This is a genomic window from Embleya sp. NPDC050154, assembly GCF_044460165.1.
Taxonomy (GTDB): domain Bacteria; phylum Actinomycetota; class Actinomycetes; order Streptomycetales; family Streptomycetaceae; genus Embleya.
The window spans coordinates 791,518-809,995 of sequence record NZ_JBITJP010000001.1; the positions used below are offsets into that span (position 1 = coordinate 791,518).

An 18,478-nucleotide genomic window follows, 5' to 3' on the forward strand; every position below is an offset into this window, starting at 1 on the left:
CGGCGGCCGGACAGCAGCCGGACGCAGGGGGGCACGGCCCGGTCCGGGCCGTGCGCTGAACGGAAGGACGACGTCCACGGTGTTGGCGGAACAGCGGCAGGAACTCATTCTCAGGACGGCCCGCGAACAGGGCAGCGTCAAGGTGGTGGAGATCGCCGAGGAACTGGGCGTGTCCCTGGTCACCGTGCGGCGCGACGTCACCGCTCTGGTGGCGAGCGGCCTGTTGGCCCGCGTGCACGGCGGCGCCACCCTCCCGCATGCCCGCCCGTCCGCGCCGGAGCCGGGCCGGCCGCCCGCGAACGGCCACGACGGCCCGACGGTGGGCATGCTCGTACCGTCCGCCACCTACTACTTTCCGGAGGTCGTGCGCGGCGCCCGGGACGCGGTCGAAGCGATCGGCGGCCGGCTGGTGCTGGGCATCTCGCGCTACCTGCCCAGCGAGGACCGGGACCAGGTGGACCAGTTGTTGCGCGGCGGCGTGGACGGGCTACTGCTGACTCCCTCGCGCGCGCCGGGGCCGGGCGGCGAGGACGCGTGGATGGGACGCCTGCCGGTGCCCGTGGTGCTGGTGGAGCGGCGCGCCGAGATCGGCTCCGGGCTCGAACACCTGGACCGGGTGGCCTCCGACCACGCGCTGGGCGCGGCGCAGGCGGTTCGCCGACTGGGCGCGCTCGGCCACGAGCGCATCCTGCTGGTGGCCCGGCTCGGCAGTCCCACCACGCCGGCCGTGCACGCCGGCTACACCGCCGCGATGGCCGCGCTGTCGTTGACCCCGCCGGATCCGGCCGGGGTGGAGACACCGCATCCGGGCGAGGACGCGGACGGCTTCGACCGGGCGGTCACCCGGGTGATCGAGGCGGCCCGCTCGGGGGCCGCCACCGCCGCGCTGGTGCACAACGACCAGGACGCGCTGCTGCTGGTGTCCCGGCTGCGTGCGGCGGGGCTGGAGGTGCCCGGTGACCTGGCGCTGATCGCCTACGACGACGAGGTGGCCGCGTTGGCCGATCCGCCGCTGAGCGCGATCGCGCCGGCCAAGCACGAGGTCGGCCGGATCGCGGTCGAGTTGCTCGCCGCGCGGTTGGCCGACGGCGACGACGGGCGCGCGCCCCGACACATCTCGCTGGTGCCCAGGCTGCGGCTGCGCGCCACCACGGAGCCGAGCGCAGCGCAGCCGAGCGACCCGAAGTCGGCCGGCCCGGTGCCGGGCGACGCGAGCGATTCGACCGACCCGACCGATTCGATCCGAGCGAGCGAAAGCGAACAAGCCATTCTGTGATCGAACGATCATAGCGAGTTTCGTTTTTCATCGATTGTTCATTTGCTCTTGACGCTGTTCGCTCCTGACCGAATGATGCTCGCTATCGCCTTCGATGCAGGTTCGACCCAGGAGCATCCATGCAGCGCACATCCACCAGACTCGGCACGGCTCTCGTCGGCATAGTCACCGCCCTGAGCCTCGTCACCGGTTGTGGCGGCGGCGACGACAACAAGAAGGACGCCGGGGCCGCCCCCGCCGCGGGCGGCGGCCCGGGCCAGAAGCAGGAGCTCACCTTCTGGTCCTGGACCAAGGGCACCCAGGAGGTCGTGGACGCGTTCAACAAGTCGCACCCCGACATCCAGGTCAAGTACGAGCAGATCCCCTCCGGCAACGCCGGCGGCTACGCGAAGATGGCCAACGCGGTCAAGGCGGGCAACGCCCCCGACGTGCTCACCATCGAGTACCCGCAGCTGCCGGACTTCGTCAGTCAGGGGGCCGTGCAGGACCTCTCGTCGAAGGTATCCGGCCTCAAGTCGAAATTCCCCGCGTCGGTCAACAAGCTGACCGAACTCGGCGGCAAGACCTGGGCCGTGCCGCTGGACGCGGCGCCGATGGCGCTGTACTACCGCAAGGACTTCTTCACCGACCACAACATCCCGGTGCCCAAGACCTGGGACGAGTATCGGGCCGCCGCCGAGCAGGTCAAGAAGGCCGACCCGAACGCGCGGATCGGCACCTTCTACCCGGACGACCCCAGCACCATGGCCGGGCTGACCTGGCAGGCCGGCGGCTCGTGGTTCGGCACCGAGGGCGACGCCTGGAAGGTCTCGCTGACCGACCCGAGCTCGCGCAAGGTCGGCGAGTACTGGAACAAGCTGGTCTCCGACGACCTGGTGCGCGTGCAGCCCTCGTTCAGCCAGCAGTGGAACGCCGACCTCAAGAGCGGCGGCACGGTCGGCATCGTCGGCGCCTCGTGGAGCGCGGGCGTGCTCAAGAGCAGCCAGCCCGACCTGGCCGGCAAGTGGGCGGTCGCGCCGCTGCCGGACTGGGGGACCGCGTCCAACGGCATGCTCGGCGGCTCGACCTTCGCGGTGAGCAAGGACAGCAAGAAGACCAAGGCCGCGCTCACCTTCATCGAGTGGATGACCACCACCAAGGAGGGCATCACCGCGCGGATCGCCAGCGGCACCTCCAGCGCGTACCCCGCCGCCACCGAGCTGGTGCCCACCGCCGCGCAGTCCTTCGACACCGGCTACTTCGGCAAGCAGGAGATCTACCCGCTGTTCACCGAGGCCACCGGGAAGATCGGCACCGGCTGGACCTGGGGCCCGTCGATGACGCAGACCAACACCATCCTCAAGGACCAGTTCGGCAAGCTCTCCAGCGGCGGCAGCATCGTGGGCGCCCTGGAGGAGGCCCAGAAGACCACCGTCGAGGACCTGAAGAAGCGCGGCATCTCGGTCAAGAGCTGACCGCTCGCCCGCGACGGGCCGAGAGCAGACCGCTCGCCCCGCGAGGCCGTCCTTCGGCCCGACCCGTGATCCGCAGGCCCCCGGTGCGCCCCGCGCCACCGCGTACCGGGGGACCGCCACGAGGAAGCAGTTCCATGAACACATCCCTGCGCGCCGGACGCCGGCGCCGGAAGACCACCGCCGCGCTGTTCCTGACCCCGTTCTACGCGCTGTTCATCGCCACCATGGTCGTGCCGATCGGCTACGCGATCTGGCTCAGCCTGTTCACCGAGAAGACCTCGGGACTGGGCTTCGGCGGCACCAGACGTGTGTTCAGCGGCTTCGGCAACTACGCCGACGCGCTCGGCGACGAGAAGTTCCGCGACGGCTTCGTCGCGATCGGGCTGTACTGCCTCCTCTACATCCCGGTGATGGTCGGCACCGCGCTCGCGCTGGCCCTGCTGCTGGACTCGGCGCTGGCCCGGGCCCGCCGGTTCTTCCAACTCGCGCTGTTCCTGCCGCACGCGGTCCCGGGCATCATCGCCGCGCTGATCTGGGTCTACCTCTACACCCCGGGCCTGAGCCCGGTTATCGAACTGCTCGAATCCGGCGGCATCCACTGGGACTTCCTGGCCTCGGACACCGCGCTGTTCTCGATCGTCAACATCGCCACGTGGGAGTGGATCGGCTACAACATGATCATCTTCTACGCCGCGCTCCAGGCGATCCCGCGCGAGGTGGTCGAGGCGGCCACGGTGGACGGCGCGGGACCGGTGCGCATCGCGGTCTCGGTGAAGATCCCGATGATCCGCGCCGCCGTCGCGATGACGATGTTGTTCACCATCATCGGCTCACTGCAACTGTTCACCGAGCCGTCCATCCTCAGCGACGCCAACCCCGCCGTGGGCAGCTCGTGGACACCCAACATGTACGCCTACTCGGCCGCCTTCCGCGCCAACGACTTCGGCCTCGCGGCGGCGGCATCGGTGCTGCTCGCCGTCTTCGCCGCGGCACTGTCGTTCGGCGTCACCCGCCTGTCGTCCGGACGGAGGACCGCATGAGCACCACCGTGCAACAACCGGACGGGGCCGCGGCCCCCGCTCCCGCGCCGACCCGTACACCCGCGGCCAAGCCCACCCGCCGCCCACGCGCCAAGGGCCGCGCCACCGAGGCGCTGATGGGCAAGGTCGCCGTCAACGGCGCCCTGGTGCTGGTCACGCTCTACATGATGTTGCCGCTGGCCTGGCTGCTGATCGCGGCGACCAAGGACATGGGCGGCCTGTTCGGCGGCGACGGCTTCGCGTTCGAGGGGTTCCACTTCACCGAGAACGTCAAGGCCGTCAGCACCGAGGGCGACGGCATCTACTGGCACTGGTATCTCAACAGCCTGCTCTACGCCGGCGTCGGCGCGGGGCTCGGCTCGTTCATCAGCGTGCTCGCCGGCTACGCGTTCGACAAATTCGACTTCCCCGGCAAGGAGAAGTTGTTCGGCGGCGTGCTGTTGGGCGTGCTCGTACCCACCACCGCCGTCGCGCTGCCGCTGTATCTGCTCGCGTCCAAGGTGGGCCTGGTCAACACCTTCTGGGCGGTGTTCATCCCGGTCATCGTCAACCCGTTCGGGGTCTACCTGGCCCGGGTGTTCAGCGCCGGATACGTCCCCGGCGAGGTGCTCGAAGCCGCCCGGATGGACGGCGCCGGCGAGATCCGGACCTTCTTCGGCGTCGCGATGCCGATGATGATGCCGGGCTTCGTGACCATCTTCCTGTTCCAGTTCACCGCGATCTGGAACAACTTCTTCCTGCCCCTGGTGATGCTCTCCGACCAAAAGCTCTACCCGGTCAGCCTGGGCCTGTACTCGTGGAACACCAACGCGCACGCCTTCCCCGAGTTCTATCCGCTGGTGATCACCGGATCGCTGATGGCCGTGGTTCCGCTGGTCGTCGCGTTCGTCTCGCTCCAGCGCCACTGGCGCTCGGGGCTCTCCGCGGGGAGCGTCAAGTGAGCGACGGCACCACCCGATTCGAGTCCGCCGGCGGTACGGGCGCGCCGCGCCGGCACCGGCCGCGACTGCTGCTCGCGATGGACCCCTCCGTGGCCACGCGCATCCTCGACGGCGAGGCGCGGGCCCGGCTGAGCACGCTGGCCGACGTCGATCTCGACCTGATCGCCGCCGACTTCGACACGCCGGCCGTGGCCGCCGCGCTGGCCGAGGCGGAAGTACTGTTCACCTGCTGGGGCAGCGCGCCCTTGGACGCGGCGGTACTGGCCCGGGCCCCGAGACTGCGCGCGGTGGTGCACGCGGCCGGTTCGGTCAAGCACCACCTCACCGACGCCGCCTGGGAGCGCGGCCTGGCCGTCTCCTCGGGAGCCTCGGCGAACGCGCTGCCGGTGGCCGAGTACACGGTCGCCGCGGTGTTGTTCGCCAACAAGAAGGTGCTGCGGATCCGGGACGCGTACCGCGCCGAGCGGCGACTCGTCGATTGGGACGCGCGTTTCCCGGGATTCGGCAACTACCGGCGCACCATCGGCATCGTCGGGGCCTCGCGGATCGGTCGCCGGGTGCTCGAACTGCTCCGCCCGTTCGACTTCGAACTGCTGCTGCACGACCCGTACGTGAGCGCCGAGCAGGCCCAGGCACTGGGCGCGCGTCGGGTGGACCTGGACGAACTGGTCGAGCGCTCGGACGTGGTCAGCGTGCACGCGCCCGAACTGGAGTCCACCCGGCACCTCCTGGACCGTCGCCGACTGGCGCTGATGCGGGACGGCGCGACGCTGATCAACACCGCGCGGGGCTCGCTCGTGGACCAGGACGCGCTCACCGAGGAACTGGTGGCCGGTCGCCTCGACGCGGTCATCGACGTCACCGAGCCGGACGTCCTCCCCGCCGCCTCCCCGCTGTACGACCTGCCCAACGTGCTCCTGACCCCACACATCGCCGGCTCCCTGGGCGGCGAACTCCGCCGCATGGTCGCCCTGGCCCTCGACGAACTCGACCGCTACACCAGGGGCCTCCCCTTCACCCACGCGGTAGAACCAGCCACCCTCACCCACTCGGCCTAACAGGCCCACGAACGCCGGCCGAACCCACCCCCCACCCCGGCCGGCGTTCGGGACCACCCAAGGCCACCGATTCACAAGACATGGCCAACCCCAGCCCGACCGGCGTTCGGGGCCCCGAGGCCCCCGATTCGCGAGATCCGGCCACATCCAGCCAGGCCGGTGTTTGCGGCCACCTGAAGCAATCGACCCGCGAAGCCCGTCGAAAGACGCAGCTCGGCGAGTATTCACGGCCACGCGAAACAACCGAGCCGGCAGGTCCGCCGAAACCTCAACCCGGCGTCCGCGGCCCCCGATTCGCGAGATCCGGCCACATCCAGCCCGGCCGGCGTTTGAGGCCACCTGAGACAACCGACCCGCGAGGCCCGCCGAAAGAGATTCAGCCCGGCCGGCGTTTGAGGCCAACGCAGCCCGACCGATGCCGAACGTCGGCCGAAACGAAGCCGTCGGGGACCTTGCCCACACAACTTCCGGCCCCAGCCGGAGGCACCTGCACGACCCCCCAGACCGGAGGTCACATGCACGGCACCAGACCCCTGACCCTCGCCTTCTCGGCGACCCTCCTGGCCACCACGATCGGCCTGGTCTCGGCCCAAACCGCGAGCGCCACGGCCACAACCGCGCCCACGGCCACAACCGCGCCCACGGCCACGTACGTGGATTGCGGCGTCGGCCGACCGAACGCCACCGGGACCTCGCCCGACGACCCCCTCGGCGACCTGAACCTCGTCAACACCCGCACCCACCAACCCGGCGACCGCATCCTCCTGCGCGCCGGCACCCTGTGCACCGGAACCCTCACCCCGAAAGGCTCGGGCACCCCGGGCCACCCCATCACCATCGGCGCCTACGGCGAAGGCCCGCGTCCCGTGGTCCAAGGCACGGGCGGCCCCTCCACCGTGCGCCTGGTCGACCAGAGCTGGTGGACCGTCCAGGGCCTGCACGTGACCAACCCGGCGCCGACCCAGGCCCTCCGTACCGGCGTCCAGATCGACACCACCACCCCCGACCGCAAGTACGGGATCGTGCTGCGCGACCTGGAGGTCTCCGACGTCGCCGGCTGGAGCGACAAGACCGGCGCCAACGCGGGCTGGTTCTCCGCCTCGGCCGGCATCGTCGTGCTCGGCCGGGCGAGCGCCGGACCGATCGAGGGCCTCACGATCGCCGACAACCAGGTGCACGACACCGGTGGCGGCGGCATCAAGATCTCGGTCAAGCCCGCCGACTTCCACCGCGACGTCCTGATCCGGGCGAACACCGTCCGCGGCGTGGGCGGCGACGGGATCGTGGTGCACGGCTCGGACGCACCGCTGGTCGAGTACAACCTCTTCGACGACGGTGGCGGCGGCAAGTACCCGTACGTCAACGGCAACTTCGCGGGGATGTGGCCGATCAACTCGCGCGACCCGGTGTTCCAGTACAACGAGGTCACCCGGCAGCGGCCCTCCATCTTCGACTCCACCGCGTGGGACTGCGACGGGGCGATCACCGGCTCGTGCACTTACCAGTACAACTACTCGCACGACAACGGCGGTGGCTTCTACCTCGGTTGCCAGAACTGCACCGCGTTCGGAAACTTCCACGCCACCCAGATCCTGCGCTTCAACATCGCCCAGGACGACTGCCGGATCCGGGCCAACGCGTCCGGCGACAACACCAGCCCGCTGCGGATGTACAACAACACGTTCTTCTGCCCGAGCAAGAAGCTGGACGTCGAACTGCCCAACGGCCCCTCGGCGAACACGCTCGTCGCCAACAACGTGTTCGTGGCCGGTCAGGGCGCGCTGCCCACCGGGGCGGGCGTCAGCTACCAGGCCAACGTCTACCACGGCGGCTTCACCGCGCCGACCGGTGACACCTCGGCGGTGACCACCGATCCCGGCCTGGCCGCACCCGGTACCGCGACCGGCCGCGGCGACGCGGGCGGCTACGCGCTGCTCGCCGGATCTCCCGCGCTGGGCACCGGAGTCGCGATAGCCGGCATCGGCTCGCGCGACTACTTCGGCAACCCCGTCGCGGCCGGCGGGGCGGGCGTCAACCGGGGCGCGTACAACGGCGCCGCGGTGAGCGCGCCGCTGTATCCGTCGATCGCCGCCGCGTACAACAACGTCGGAGTCGGCGACGACGCCAACCCCAACACCGGCGGCCTCGGGCTCTCCGGGCGCAGCTACTCCGGACCCGCGCTGGCGGCGGCCGGATACGTCCCGGGAGGTAGGGTCACCGCGGGCGGCGCCGCGTTCACGTGGCACCCCCGTGCCTACGGCCTGCCGGACAACGTCAAGGTCGCCGGCCAGCGGATCGCGCTGACCGGCAGCGGTAGCCGCCTGGTGGTGCTGGGCGCGGGCGCCTACGGCGCGCAGAGCGGCACGGTCACCGTCACCTACACCGACGGCACGTCGACGACGGCGACGCTCGCCCTCGGCGACTGGTGGAGCACCGCGGCGGGCCCCTCCGACCAGGTCGCGGTCCGGGCCGCCTATCACCACAAGCCGCAGACCGACTACCGCAATCCGGCCACGGCACGTTCCGAGGAGGACGTCACGGTACGCGTCGCGTCGCTCGCCATCGACCCCGGGCGGACCGTGGCGTCGGTGACGCTGCCGGCGGGCAGTCCGATCGCGGGACCCGGACTGCACGTGTTCGACCTGAAGGTCGTCTGATGTCCCGCCGGGGACGGGCCGTACGGCCACCACGCGGGACCGGGTCGCGGACGAGCGACGTACGTCGTCGTCGGCGACGCGGGCTCGGCCGGCCCGCCGTAATCGCCGCGTCGCTCGCGGTCGCGGTGGTGGGCATCCTGGTGGCCCTGCTCGGCCCGTCCCCGGCATCCGGACGGGCGACACCCGACCGCAACCCCGCTCCCGCCCCGGGCTCGGCCTTGCCGGCCGCCGTCGTGGATCGGGCCGTCGTGGTCGCGACGGTGGACGAAGTACGGCTCACCGCCGGTGAGTTGCGTCGGGCCGTGGTGCGGTTGCGGGCCGAGGTGGTGGCGGAGTTCCCGATCGCCGGTGCGCGTGCCGACTATTGGCATACCCCGATCGTGGGTCGCACGCCGCACGAGGTGCTGCGGGAGCGGTCCTTGCGCGCGGCCGTCGGGGAAGCGGTGCTGCGCCGCTGGGCCCGGCAGGCCGGTGTGTCGACCGACCCGTCCGAGGCGGGCTTCCGGGCCCGCCTGGACGCCGAGAACGCCCGCCGCGCGGCGGCCCGGGCTCAGGGGCGCCCGATGCCGGGTGTACCGAGCTATGACGAGGACGGCTTCGCCCGCAACGAGGTGGCCGAACTCTCCGCCTCGCTACGGGAATCGCTCGCCGGCCAGGTGGACCTGTCCGAATCCCGGCTGCGCGAGCGATACGCCGAACTGCTCGCCGCCGCTTCGCCGTCGGCCGGGGCACCGGCCTTCGACCAGGCTCGCGATCGCCTTCGACTCGACCTTCTGTCGGCCGCGTTCGACCGCGAACTGGCGCGACGGGTGGCCGCCGCCCGAGTCGTGCCGCTGCCGACCGCCGACACGGTGATTCGCGCGGCCGAGTAGGCGGGTGGCCTCGATGCGTGCGGTGGTGGTGCCGTCGGTGCGTGATCCGAACGGCACCACCGGGCCCTGCCCGGCACGGGGCCACCGGGTTTCCGGGTCGGCCCTATGCCGGTGGCGCGGGGCTCTCGGTGTGCGTGGCGTCCTTCGCGGCGGTGAAGGTCACGTCGTCGGCGTGGGCGATGATCTCGACCTCGTCGCCCAGGGCCCATTCGGCCACCCGCGAGACCATGTGGGCCGGGACCGCCTCGCTGATGCCGGGCGCGGCGGGGATGTCGTACGTGGCGTGGGCGTCGTGTGGCAGCACCACCCGGTGGTCGCGTTCCAGCGCCGCGCGTGCGGTGGCGCCGACGCACATCTCCGACATCACTCCGCATACGGCTAGGTCCGTGACGCCGGCGCGGGTCAGCAGGTCCTCCAGTGGTGTGCCGTCGAAGCCGTCGTCCTCGGTCTTGCGCACCACGAACTCGCGGGGACCGGGCCGTACCGGAAGGCGCAACTCCCAGCCGGGGGTGCCGACTTCGTCGTCCGCACCGACCGGCCCGTCGTTTTGCAGGTGCACCACCAGCGCGCCGCCCGCCCGGGCGCGGTCGACCAACGCGGCGGCCCGGTCCACCACCCGCTCCGCCGCGGGTACCGCGCCGGCACCGGTGACGAATGCCATCTGGACGTCGACGACGATCAGGGCCGACACGGGTTCCGTCTTCTCCGTCATGGCACCCCATCCTGCCCGGTGGCCGGTTCGGCCGAACCGACGGGGTCGACGACCGCCGCGACGCCGCGGACGGGGCGGCCGGGTGCGCGGCGGCTACGCGTCGAAGGCCAGGCCGCGGAACGTGTCGCGGATCGTGTTCAGTGGTTCGCGTTCGCGGGAGTAGTAGACCTTGTTGGTGAGCAGGACCGCCCAGCGGTGTCGTTTCGCGGAGACCCACATGGCGGTACCGGTGAAGCCGTAGTGGGTGTAGATGCCTTCGGTCGGGTGTGTACCGGGGGCGGGGTGCCAGAACAGGCCCCGGGCGGGTTCGAGGTCTCCGGTGTGGACGGCGAGCGATTCGGCGACCCAGGCGGGGCCGAATCCGGGTTCGGCTCCGCCGGCGGCCGAGGGCGCGCCGAGCAGTCGACGGAGGAAGCGGGCCAGGTCGTCCCGGACGGTGAAGGCACCCGCGATGCCGCAGACGCCGCCGAGCAGGCGCGCGGACGGGTCGTGCACCGTGCCCCGGAGCCGGACCCCGGTGGCCGGATCGGGCTCGGTGGGCGCGCAGCGGGCGGCGAGTGCGGTCGGGAGCGGGCCGAACCGGGTGTCGCGCATCTCGAGCGGTCGCCAGATCCGGGACGTGGCGACTCGGTCGAGCGGTCGGCCGGCGAGGTGTTCGACGAGGTAGCCGAGGATGAGCGCGGCCCGATCGGTGTACTCGACGGCCTCACCGGCCGGCCGGTGCAGGACCTCGCCCAGTACGCCGGCGCGGATGTGCCCGGGTTCGGTGCCGTAGTGGCTCGCCAGGTCGGCGTGCGGCGGGACGCCCGCGGTGTGGGTGAGGAGTTCGCGCGCGGTGACGGTGCCGAGCGGCCGGTCGTCCACCTCCGGCCAGTAGGTGGCGAGCGGAGCGTCCAGGGGCAGGACGCCGTCCTCCCACAGGGCGCCGACACAGGCCCAGGCGGCGATGATCTTGGTCAGGCTGGCCACGTCGAAGATCGTGTCCGGGGCCGGCTGCCGCCGGTCGCCGGCGGCGGTGGGCCCGAGCGGGTCGAGGGTGCCGGTGGCGCCGGCCGCCCGGGTTCCCTCGGTGTCGCCGAGGGCCCACACCGCGCCGGGGTAGACCCGCTCCCGGACGCCGGTGCCCACCAGACGTTCGATGGCGGCGATGTCGGTGTTGCCGGGTGCCATCGTCCTCTCGCCTCCCTGTCCCGCTTCGGCGCGCCGCCGGGTGTGGTCGCGTCGATGGTGTGTACCCCGGGCGGGGGCGGTCGGTGCGGTGATCCTGTGGGCACGCCCTTCGCCGGCGTGTGCGGACTCCGCCGATCCGGTGGTCCTCGACGAGCCCGCCCGCCCGTGAGTTGCCGGTCGTCGCGCTTCGGGGTCCGTGGTTGCCGGACCTTTCGCGGGCGGCCTTCGGCGGCGCCTGCCGTCAGCGGATGTCCGGGATGCCGAGGTGGACGGTCACCGCGGTGAGGACCGTGACCGACGTGCCGGCGGGGTCGGTGCGCAGTGCCTTGCCGTGGTTCCGCGAGTCCGGGGTCTTGGTTCTGGTGAAGGTCGGGAGCAGGCCGGCGGCCTGGATCCTGGTTCGCGCGTCCTCCTCGCTCGGGCCCGCCACCGGCGGGACCGGCGTCTTGGCGTCCCGGACCCGGTGATCGGCCGACCCCGGATTCCCCGGTGGGCCGGCGGACTGCCCGGGGTGACGTGGCCGCGGTGCCGACCGGTTCCGCGCGGGGGTCGGTTCGCCCGGGTTCGAGGGAAGGTCCCAACCGGACGACCGGTGCCGGGTGGCGGAGCGGGTCTACTCGTTCGCGGTCGAGCCCGTGGCCCCGTCGGCCCCGTCGCCGTGCGGGGAGTGCGATGGCGCGGGGTGGTCCGACTCGACGAGAGCGCCGATCACCCGGTCCAGGGTGGCCAGATCGGCCGGCGCGAGGTCGCGCAGGGACTCGGGGGGCTCGTCCAGGATGCCGCGCGCGATGCGGGCCAGGCGCAGACCCTCCGGGGTGGCGGTGAGCATGCGCTGGCGGCGGTCGTCGGGGTGCACGGTGCGTTCGATCAGGCCGCGGCGTTCGAGATCGTCGACGACCAGCGTCGTGTAGGGCTTGTCGGTGGACAGCCGTGCGGCCAGTTCGCGCATGGACATCGGACCGGCGGCCACCCGGCGCAGCGCCTTGACACGGACGAAGCTCAGCCCGGTGGCCTCGGTGACCTCGCGACGGCGGTCGTGGCGTTCCACGACCAGGGCGCGCATCCCGATCCAGACCCGTGCCGCGGCGTCGGCGGGGGTGTCGCTCGCGGTGTCGCGCGCGGGGGAAGCGTTCATTGCCTCACGTCCGTCGTATCGCGTGCCTGGGCGGGCGCGGCCGCGGGCATCAGTTCCGCGCCCGTGCGCTCGGCCGTGCGCCGGGCCCAGCGGCCCGTGGTGAGCATACCGAGGCCCGCGACGGCGACGCCGCAGCCCAGCACGATCCACCACCCGGTGTGCGTGGCGGCGGCCAGGCCGGCGGCGCCGGGGGCGGCCAGGACGGACGCCATCGTGGCGCCGACCACCGCGACTCCGAAGGCCTGGCCGACCTGGCGACTGGTGGACGCGATCGCGGCGGCGACGCCGGCCTGGGCGCGCGGCATCCCGGACACCGCGGTGTTCGTGATCGGCGCGTTCACCAGTCCGAATCCACTGCCGAACAGGGCGTAGGCGGTGATCAATCGAGCGGTGGAGGTGTCCTCGCCGAGTCCGACCAGCAGTCCGGCACCGGCCGCCATCGCGAGGCCGGCGGCGATCAGCGGTAGGCGCGGGCCCACCAGGGTGAGCAGGCGCCCGGAGATCGGCGAGAACACGACGGTCGCCAACGCCATCGGCAGCGTGTGCAGACCGGCCTCGGTCGGCGAGAAGCCGCGTGCGTCCTGGAGGTAGAGCGTGTTCAGGAAGAGGAATCCGGACATCGCCGCGAACGCGCACACCGCGATCACGGTCGCGCCGGCGAACGGCACGCTGCGGAAGAAGCGCAGGTCGATCAGGGGTTCCGTGCGCCGGGGTGCCCAGCGGAGCAGGCCCGCCACGCAGCCGGCGGCGAGGGTGAACAGCGCGATGATCGGGGGCGAGGACCAGCCCGCCTCGGGGCCTTCGATGATCGCGTAGGTCAGGAACAGCAGGAACGCGAACACCAGTACCTGGCTGACCGGGTCTGCGCGCCTGGGGTGCGCCGCCTTGGACTCGGGGACGAACAGCGCGGTGAGGACGATCGCGGCGAGCGCGACGGGCAGGTTGATCCAGAACACCGAGCGCCAGCCGGCCGCGTCGACCAGGGCGCCGCCCACGATCGGACCCAGTGCCATCGCCATCCCGACCACCGCGCCCCACACGCCGATCGCGCGGGCGCGTTCGCGGGGCTCGGTGAAGGTGTTGGTGACGATCGACATCGCGACGGGGGTGAGCATCGACCCGCCGACGGCCTGCACCACCCGGAACACGATCAGCCACTCGAGACCGGGGGCCAGGCCGCACAGCAGCGAGCCCGCGGCGAAGAGCACGAGTCCGGTCTGGAAGACCCGGCGCCGGCCGATGCGATCGGCGGTCGAGCCGGCGAGCATGAGCAGTGCGGCGAGCACGAGCGTGTAGGCGTCGATGGTCCATTGCAGTTGGGACACCGAGGCGTCCAGGTCGCTGCGGATCGCGGGCAGGGCGATGTTCAGGATGGTGTTGTCGAGGCCGACGATGAACAGGCTCAGACAACAGGTCACCAGGACTACGAGCTTCCTGCGCCGACCGACCGACCCGTCGCCGCCGCCTCCGGATCCGGCCGTGCTCTCGGCGGAGGACATGGACCAACCCCAATCGTTATAGCAATACAATCATTACTGTTGTACAACCAAATGAAGCGAGTGGTCAACCGATGGTCGATTCCCCCCACGCCTCGATTCCGGGTCGGGGGAGCGTGTCGTCGTCGGGTCGGTTTGCCGGGTGCGGGCGTTGACAGGGCGCCGGCAGGAGAGGTGAACGGGGCGGAACCCCCGTGGCGTCACTCCGGTGGTGGCCCGGCTGCCGGCACTGACCGAGACCGAGGGCCTGCTCGGGAGACGGATCGCGGCCCGACCCCGCCCGCGCCGGGCGATGTGACCTTCGACCCGACGTGCGACGCGTGTCCGCCGGGGTGGCCGGGTGGACGCTCGCGCCCGGGTGGCGGGCGGTTACGCGCGGGTGGCGAGCCTCTCGTCGCCGGCCGGTACGTCCCGATCCGGCCCGGTCGGCCGAATCGCACGGGTCGGCGGCGGATCGGGCCGGGCCGAGGGTGCCGCGGCGGCCGTTTCCCGGGCGATGAAGGAGCCGAGTTCGGCGATCGTGCTCATCAACGGCGCGGGGAAGACGACGGTGGTGTTCTTGTCCACGCCGAGCTCGACCAGGCTCTGTAGGTTGCGCAGTTGCAGGGCGAGCGGGTGGGCCGTCATGGTGTCCGACGCGTCGCCCAGCGCTGCCGCCGCGAGCGACTCGCCCTCGGCGTTGATGATCTTCGCGCGCTTCTCCCGCTCCGCCTCGGCCTGTTTGGCCATCGCGCGCTTCATCGTCTCCGGCAGTTGGATGTCCTTGAGTTCGACGAGGGTGACCTGGACGCCCCACTCGGCCGTGGTCACGTCGAGGATCCGCCGGATGTCGAGGTTGATCGTGTCGGTCTCGGACAACGTGTCGTCGAGCGTGTGCCGGCCGACCACCTTGCGCAGGGTGGTCTGCGCGATCTGGTCGATGGCCGCGTGCACGTTCTCGATCGCGACCACGGATTTCACCGCGTCCACGACCCGGAAATAGGCGACGGCCGACACGTCGACGCTGACGTTGTCGCGGGTGATGATGCCCTGCGACTGGATCGGCTTGGTGATGACCCGCAGCGACACCCGGTGCAGGATGTCGACGAACGGAATGATCAGGTGGAATCCGGGCGCCCGGACCCCCCTGACCCGGCCGAGCCGGAACAGCACGCCCAGCTCGTACTGCTTGACGATCTTCACGGCGAAGCCGAACCACAGCAGGAGGAGAACCGCCAGAACGACGCCCAGAATGATCAGGATGGCCACGATGCGCCTCGGTTGCTCGGTCGTTCGTATGGCGCACCCCGACCCGGCGGCGCCGATCCGAGGGCGCGCCTTCAAGTGTTGCGCGGCCGCCACCGTGCCCGAATCACCCACCGCTCGGGCCTTCGCCGACCCGTCGGGACCGCTCCGGTCCGTCCTCGAACCGCTTTTCACGATGCGTGTGCCGAAGGGCCGTCACACTTTCCCGGCGGGGTCCGTGAAGGCTGTGTCGAGCACATCGGGACAGCCGGAAGCCGGACGGTCGGCCGGTCGGCGGGTCGGCGGGTCGGCGGGTCGGCGGGTCGGCGGGTCGTTCGTGCTCGGCTGCGGGGTCGCTGGACTCAGGCGGCGGGTGCCCGGCGGGTGTTCCAGATCTCGCGTTCGGCGCCCAGGGGGTCGCGGACGACGCGCGGGGTGGTGTCCCACACCATTGTGTGGCGGTGCTCGTGGGTGTAGCGCGGCCACTGGGCACCCGGGTCGAGGTCGCGAATGAAGGCCACCCAGGCGCCGTGCATCGCGTCGGCCAGCTTCTGCGGGGCGTCGGGGCCGGTCGCGTTCTCCGCGCCGTCGGCGGCGAGCAGGTCGAAGGCGAACGGCAGGTCGAGGCAGTGGAACGCCTTGCCGCCGAACATCGGCGCGCTGGACAGCCATTCGAACGTGTACAGCCAGGTCGGCCGGTCCTGACCCGCGCGGGCCTCGGCGATCGAGACGGCGGCGCCCCGAAACAGCGTGTCGGTCAGCGCCTGGCCGATCACCTGGGCGGGGGTCGCGCCCTCGTGCAGGGCGAGATACGCCTCGATGCCCTCGGGCGGCAGGCCGACCGAGCCGAGGATGCCCACGGCGGCCTCGATCGGAGCGTTCGGCATGCCGAACTCGGCGGCGGCGTTGAACTCGTGGTGGGTCGCGCCGAGCATCAGCGGCGCGGGTGTGGCCGAGCCGTCGCGGAAGGCCGCGTGTACGTCCTCGGGGACCAACTCGCCGTCGGTGAAGGGCGCCAGGAGCAGTCCGGGCAGCGCGGCGGAACCCTCCTCGGGCGCGGTGACCAGGTCCTGCAGCCGTTGCATCTCGTCGTGCGAGACGTCGCGCAGCGCGGCGGCGGTCGCGGGCAGACCGGTGCGGGCGGTGAAGAGTTCGGACACGGCGAGGCCGGCCGCGCGGCTCTGCGGCTCCATCACGGCGCCGGAGACCGAGATCGCGGCCCGGAAGAGGTCGTGCGCGGACGGCGTGACCATCAGCGTCTGTACCGCGCCGCCACCCGCCGACTGACCGGCGATGGTGACCTTGGCCGGGTCGCCGCCGAAGGCCGCGATGTTGTCCCGGACCCAGCGCAGCGCGGCGATCCAGTCCAGCACGCCTCGGTTGTCGGGGGCGCCCTCCAGGTGCAGGAAGCCCTCGATGCCCAGCCGGTAGCCGAGCGAGACCAGGACGACGCCGTCCCGGTTGAACGCGCCGCCCTCGTACCAGGGGCTGGCGGCGGAACCGGCCACGAAGCCGCCGCCGTGGATCCAGACCAGGACCGGCAGCCCGGCGTCCGTGTCCGGGCTCGGGTTCGCGCTCGGGTTCGGGGTGAACACGTTGACGCTGAGCACGCCGTCACCGGGGATCGACGGTTCCGGGATGATCGTCGGCCCGTCGCCGAAGCTGCGGCGCTGGGCGGTGGGGCCGTACGCGGTGGCGTCCAGCGGCTCGGTCCACGCCTCGGGGGCGTCGGGCGCGGCGAAGCGCAGGTCGCCGACGGGAGGCTTGGCGTACGGAATGCCCAGGAAGCGGGCGGACCGGCCCTGCCACGAACCCCGGACGGGGCCGAGGGTGGTGGTGACGAGCGGCTGGTTGGACACGGGTTCATCCTTTGCGCGGAGGGGTCGAGCGGCCCACACGGGGGCGAATCCCGAGCGGTCCATGGCCGAGTATCGACCGCGACTCATAAATATTACAAGTCTTGAAAAAAATATGACCGGCCACGCGAGCAAAGAGCCGCGGAGCCGCGGAGCCGCAGAGCCGCGGAGCCGCGGAGCCGTTGGGCCACGGTGGCGCCGAGTTGCCGACCCACGGGTCGGTGGGACCGCGGGGCGTCGCCCGACCTCGGCACCATCGGCCCCGATGTCGACCGGAAGCGTCCGGATTCGACTGGGGCAGAATCGTTCGGGTGAACACCCCCGCCCCCGCCCCCACCGACACCGCCGCGGTTCGCCGGCACAATCTCGCCCTCGTGTCGCGTGAGATCGCCGCGCACGGCCCCTGTGCGCGTACCGAGGTCGCGACGGCCACCGGACTCGTGCCCGCCTCGGTCACCGGCTTGGCCGCCGACCTGATCGGGCGTGGTCTGGTGGCCGAGGTGGGCTCCGCGTCCTCCGGGGGGCGGGGTCGGCCGCGCCGGTTGTTGCGCCTGGTGCCGGAACGGGTGGTGGCGATCGCGGTGCAGGTGACCCTGGAGCGGGTCGAGGTGATGGCCGCGGACCTGGCCGGCACCGTGGTGCACCGCGCGTCTGTGCCGCATCACGCGCCGTTCGGCGATCCCGAACCGCCGGCCGCCGTGCTCGCGCGCGAGATCGGCCGGGCCGAAGCGGTGGTGCGCGCCCGACCCGACGTACATCTCGCCCGGGTGGTGATCGCGATGGCGGGGCCGGTGACCGGGCCCGGCCACACCGTTGCCGCCGCGATCGACTTCGGCTGGTCCCGGACCGACCTGCGCGCGCTGGTGCTGGCGCACCTGCCCGACCTCGCCTGCCCGCTCGACGTGGTCAACGACGCGAACGTCGCGGCCCTGGCCGAATACCACGCCCGGGCCGAACCGGGCGGCGAACTCCCTTACTCCGTCGCGTACATCAAGGCCGACACCGGCGTGGGCGGCGGTCTGGTGGTGGACGGCCGGATCCACACCGGTACGCACGGCATGGCCGGCGAAGTCGGCCACATCCCGCTCGCGTTCGACGGCCCCGACTGCCCGTGCGGCGCGCGCGGGTGCCTGGCGATGTACGTCGGGCCCGAGCCGCTGACCGCCGCCGCCGGGCTCGCCGACCTCGCCGCCCGGGACGGGATCGACGCGGCCCTGGCCGAACTCGACCGCCGACTGGCCGCCGGGGACCCGCGGGCGGTCGACGCGCTCGCCGTCGCGGGCCGCGCGGTGGGCGCGGCGGTGCTGGCGATCTCGGGACTCGTGGACCCGGGCGAGGTGATCCTGGGCGGCTACCTGGCGACGTGGAAGGCATGGCTGACCCCCGGGGTCGACGCCACGCTGGCCGGCCGCCGCGCGCTCGCGCCACGCTTGCAACCGGCCATCGTGGCAGGGGTGTTGGGCCCGGACGCGACGCTGCGCGGAGCGCTCCGGATCAGCCGGGAGTCGACCCTGGCCAACGCGGCCGACGTCCCGGCGCTGGGCGACGCGGCCACGACGACCTGACGTCGCCCGCGCGTGCTCTCCG

Annotated in this window: 15 protein-coding genes; 8 read left to right on the forward strand and 7 right to left on the reverse strand. The window is 72.1% G+C overall.

All coding sequences use genetic code 11. From position 1 onward, the window contains the following. Positions 1-79: 79 nt before the first annotated feature. The 7 genes from ACIBSV_RS03615 to ACIBSV_RS03645 all read left to right on the forward strand — a co-directional run bounded on the left by ACIBSV_RS03615 (position 80) and on the right by ACIBSV_RS03645 (position 9,298). A complete protein-coding gene (locus ACIBSV_RS03615) occupies positions 80-1,276 on the forward strand; it encodes a substrate-binding domain-containing protein (RefSeq protein ID WP_395859249.1) in 1,197 nt (398 codons plus the stop codon). A 119-nt stretch (positions 1,277-1,395) separates the two neighbouring features. Beyond that, entirely contained in the window at positions 1,396-2,730 is a 1,335-nt protein-coding gene (locus ACIBSV_RS03620; RefSeq protein ID WP_395859250.1) for an ABC transporter substrate-binding protein, read from the forward strand. Positions 2,731-2,864: 134 nt separating this feature from the next. Beyond that, on the forward strand, positions 2,865-3,770 hold the full coding sequence (locus ACIBSV_RS03625) for a carbohydrate ABC transporter permease (RefSeq protein ID WP_395859251.1): 906 nt from the start codon (positions 2,865-2,867) through the stop codon (positions 3,768-3,770). Continuing rightward, a complete protein-coding gene (locus ACIBSV_RS03630) occupies positions 3,767-4,711 on the forward strand; it encodes a carbohydrate ABC transporter permease (protein WP_395859252.1) in 945 nt (314 codons plus the stop codon). The genes ACIBSV_RS03625 and ACIBSV_RS03630 overlap by 4 nt, the downstream gene beginning before the upstream one ends. A gap of 77 nt (positions 4,712-4,788) precedes the next feature. After that, on the forward strand, positions 4,789-5,769 hold the full coding sequence (locus tag ACIBSV_RS03635; RefSeq protein WP_395859336.1) for a hydroxyacid dehydrogenase: 981 nt from the start codon (positions 4,789-4,791) through the stop codon (positions 5,767-5,769). Positions 5,770-6,284: 515 nt separating this feature from the next. Beyond that, positions 6,285-8,426: a right-handed parallel beta-helix repeat-containing protein gene (locus tag ACIBSV_RS03640; RefSeq protein ID WP_395859253.1), complete on the forward strand. Its 2,142-nt coding sequence runs from the start codon at positions 6,285-6,287 to the stop codon at positions 8,424-8,426. Then, the gene (locus ACIBSV_RS03645; protein ID WP_395859254.1) at positions 8,426-9,298 is read left to right on the forward strand and encodes a hypothetical protein; all 873 of its coding nucleotides are present in this window, start codon (positions 8,426-8,428) and stop codon (positions 9,296-9,298) included. The genes ACIBSV_RS03640 and ACIBSV_RS03645 overlap by 1 nt, the downstream gene beginning before the upstream one ends. Before the next feature lie 103 nt (positions 9,299-9,401). On the opposite strand, the gene ACIBSV_RS03650 is transcribed toward ACIBSV_RS03645, so the two are convergent. The 7 genes from ACIBSV_RS03650 to ACIBSV_RS03680 form a co-directional block, all read right to left on the reverse strand. Continuing rightward, complete coding sequence (locus ACIBSV_RS03650) at positions 9,402-10,010, reverse strand: isochorismatase family protein (RefSeq protein WP_395859255.1); 609 nt, start codon at positions 10,008-10,010, stop codon at positions 9,402-9,404. Between the two features lie 93 nt (positions 10,011-10,103). After that, positions 10,104-11,180 carry a serine hydrolase domain-containing protein gene (locus ACIBSV_RS03655; protein ID WP_395859256.1) on the reverse strand — a complete coding sequence of 359 codons (1,077 nt, stop codon included), beginning with the start codon at positions 11,178-11,180 and terminating at the stop codon, positions 10,104-10,106. 241 nt (positions 11,181-11,421) lie between these two features. Then, the gene (locus tag ACIBSV_RS03660) at positions 11,422-11,610 is read right to left on the reverse strand and encodes a PASTA domain-containing protein (RefSeq protein WP_395859257.1); all 189 of its coding nucleotides are present in this window, start codon (positions 11,608-11,610) and stop codon (positions 11,422-11,424) included. Positions 11,611-11,793: 183 nt separating this feature from the next. Further along, positions 11,794-12,315 carry a MarR family winged helix-turn-helix transcriptional regulator gene (locus tag ACIBSV_RS03665; RefSeq protein WP_395859258.1) on the reverse strand — a complete coding sequence of 174 codons (522 nt, stop codon included), beginning with the start codon at positions 12,313-12,315 and terminating at the stop codon, positions 11,794-11,796. Beyond that, positions 12,312-13,814, reverse strand: a complete 1,503-nt coding sequence (locus ACIBSV_RS03670; protein ID WP_395859259.1) for a DHA2 family efflux MFS transporter permease subunit — start codon at positions 13,812-13,814, stop codon at positions 12,312-12,314. Before ACIBSV_RS03670 ends, ACIBSV_RS03665 begins: the two co-directional genes overlap by 4 nt. A 366-nt stretch (positions 13,815-14,180) precedes the next feature. Continuing rightward, a complete protein-coding gene (locus ACIBSV_RS03675; RefSeq protein WP_395859260.1) occupies positions 14,181-15,059 on the reverse strand; it encodes a slipin family protein in 879 nt (292 codons plus the stop codon). 338 nt (positions 15,060-15,397) lie between these two features. Beyond that, positions 15,398-16,894 carry a carboxylesterase/lipase family protein gene (locus ACIBSV_RS03680; protein ID WP_395859261.1) on the reverse strand — a complete coding sequence of 499 codons (1,497 nt, stop codon included), beginning with the start codon at positions 16,892-16,894 and terminating at the stop codon, positions 15,398-15,400. A gap of 308 nt (positions 16,895-17,202) precedes the next feature. Here ACIBSV_RS03680 and ACIBSV_RS03685 point away from each other — a divergent pair, with 308 nt between their 5' ends. After that, positions 17,203-18,456 carry an ROK family protein gene (locus ACIBSV_RS03685; protein WP_395859262.1) on the forward strand — a complete coding sequence of 418 codons (1,254 nt, stop codon included), beginning with the start codon at positions 17,203-17,205 and terminating at the stop codon, positions 18,454-18,456. Positions 18,457-18,478: the final 22 nt, after the last annotated feature.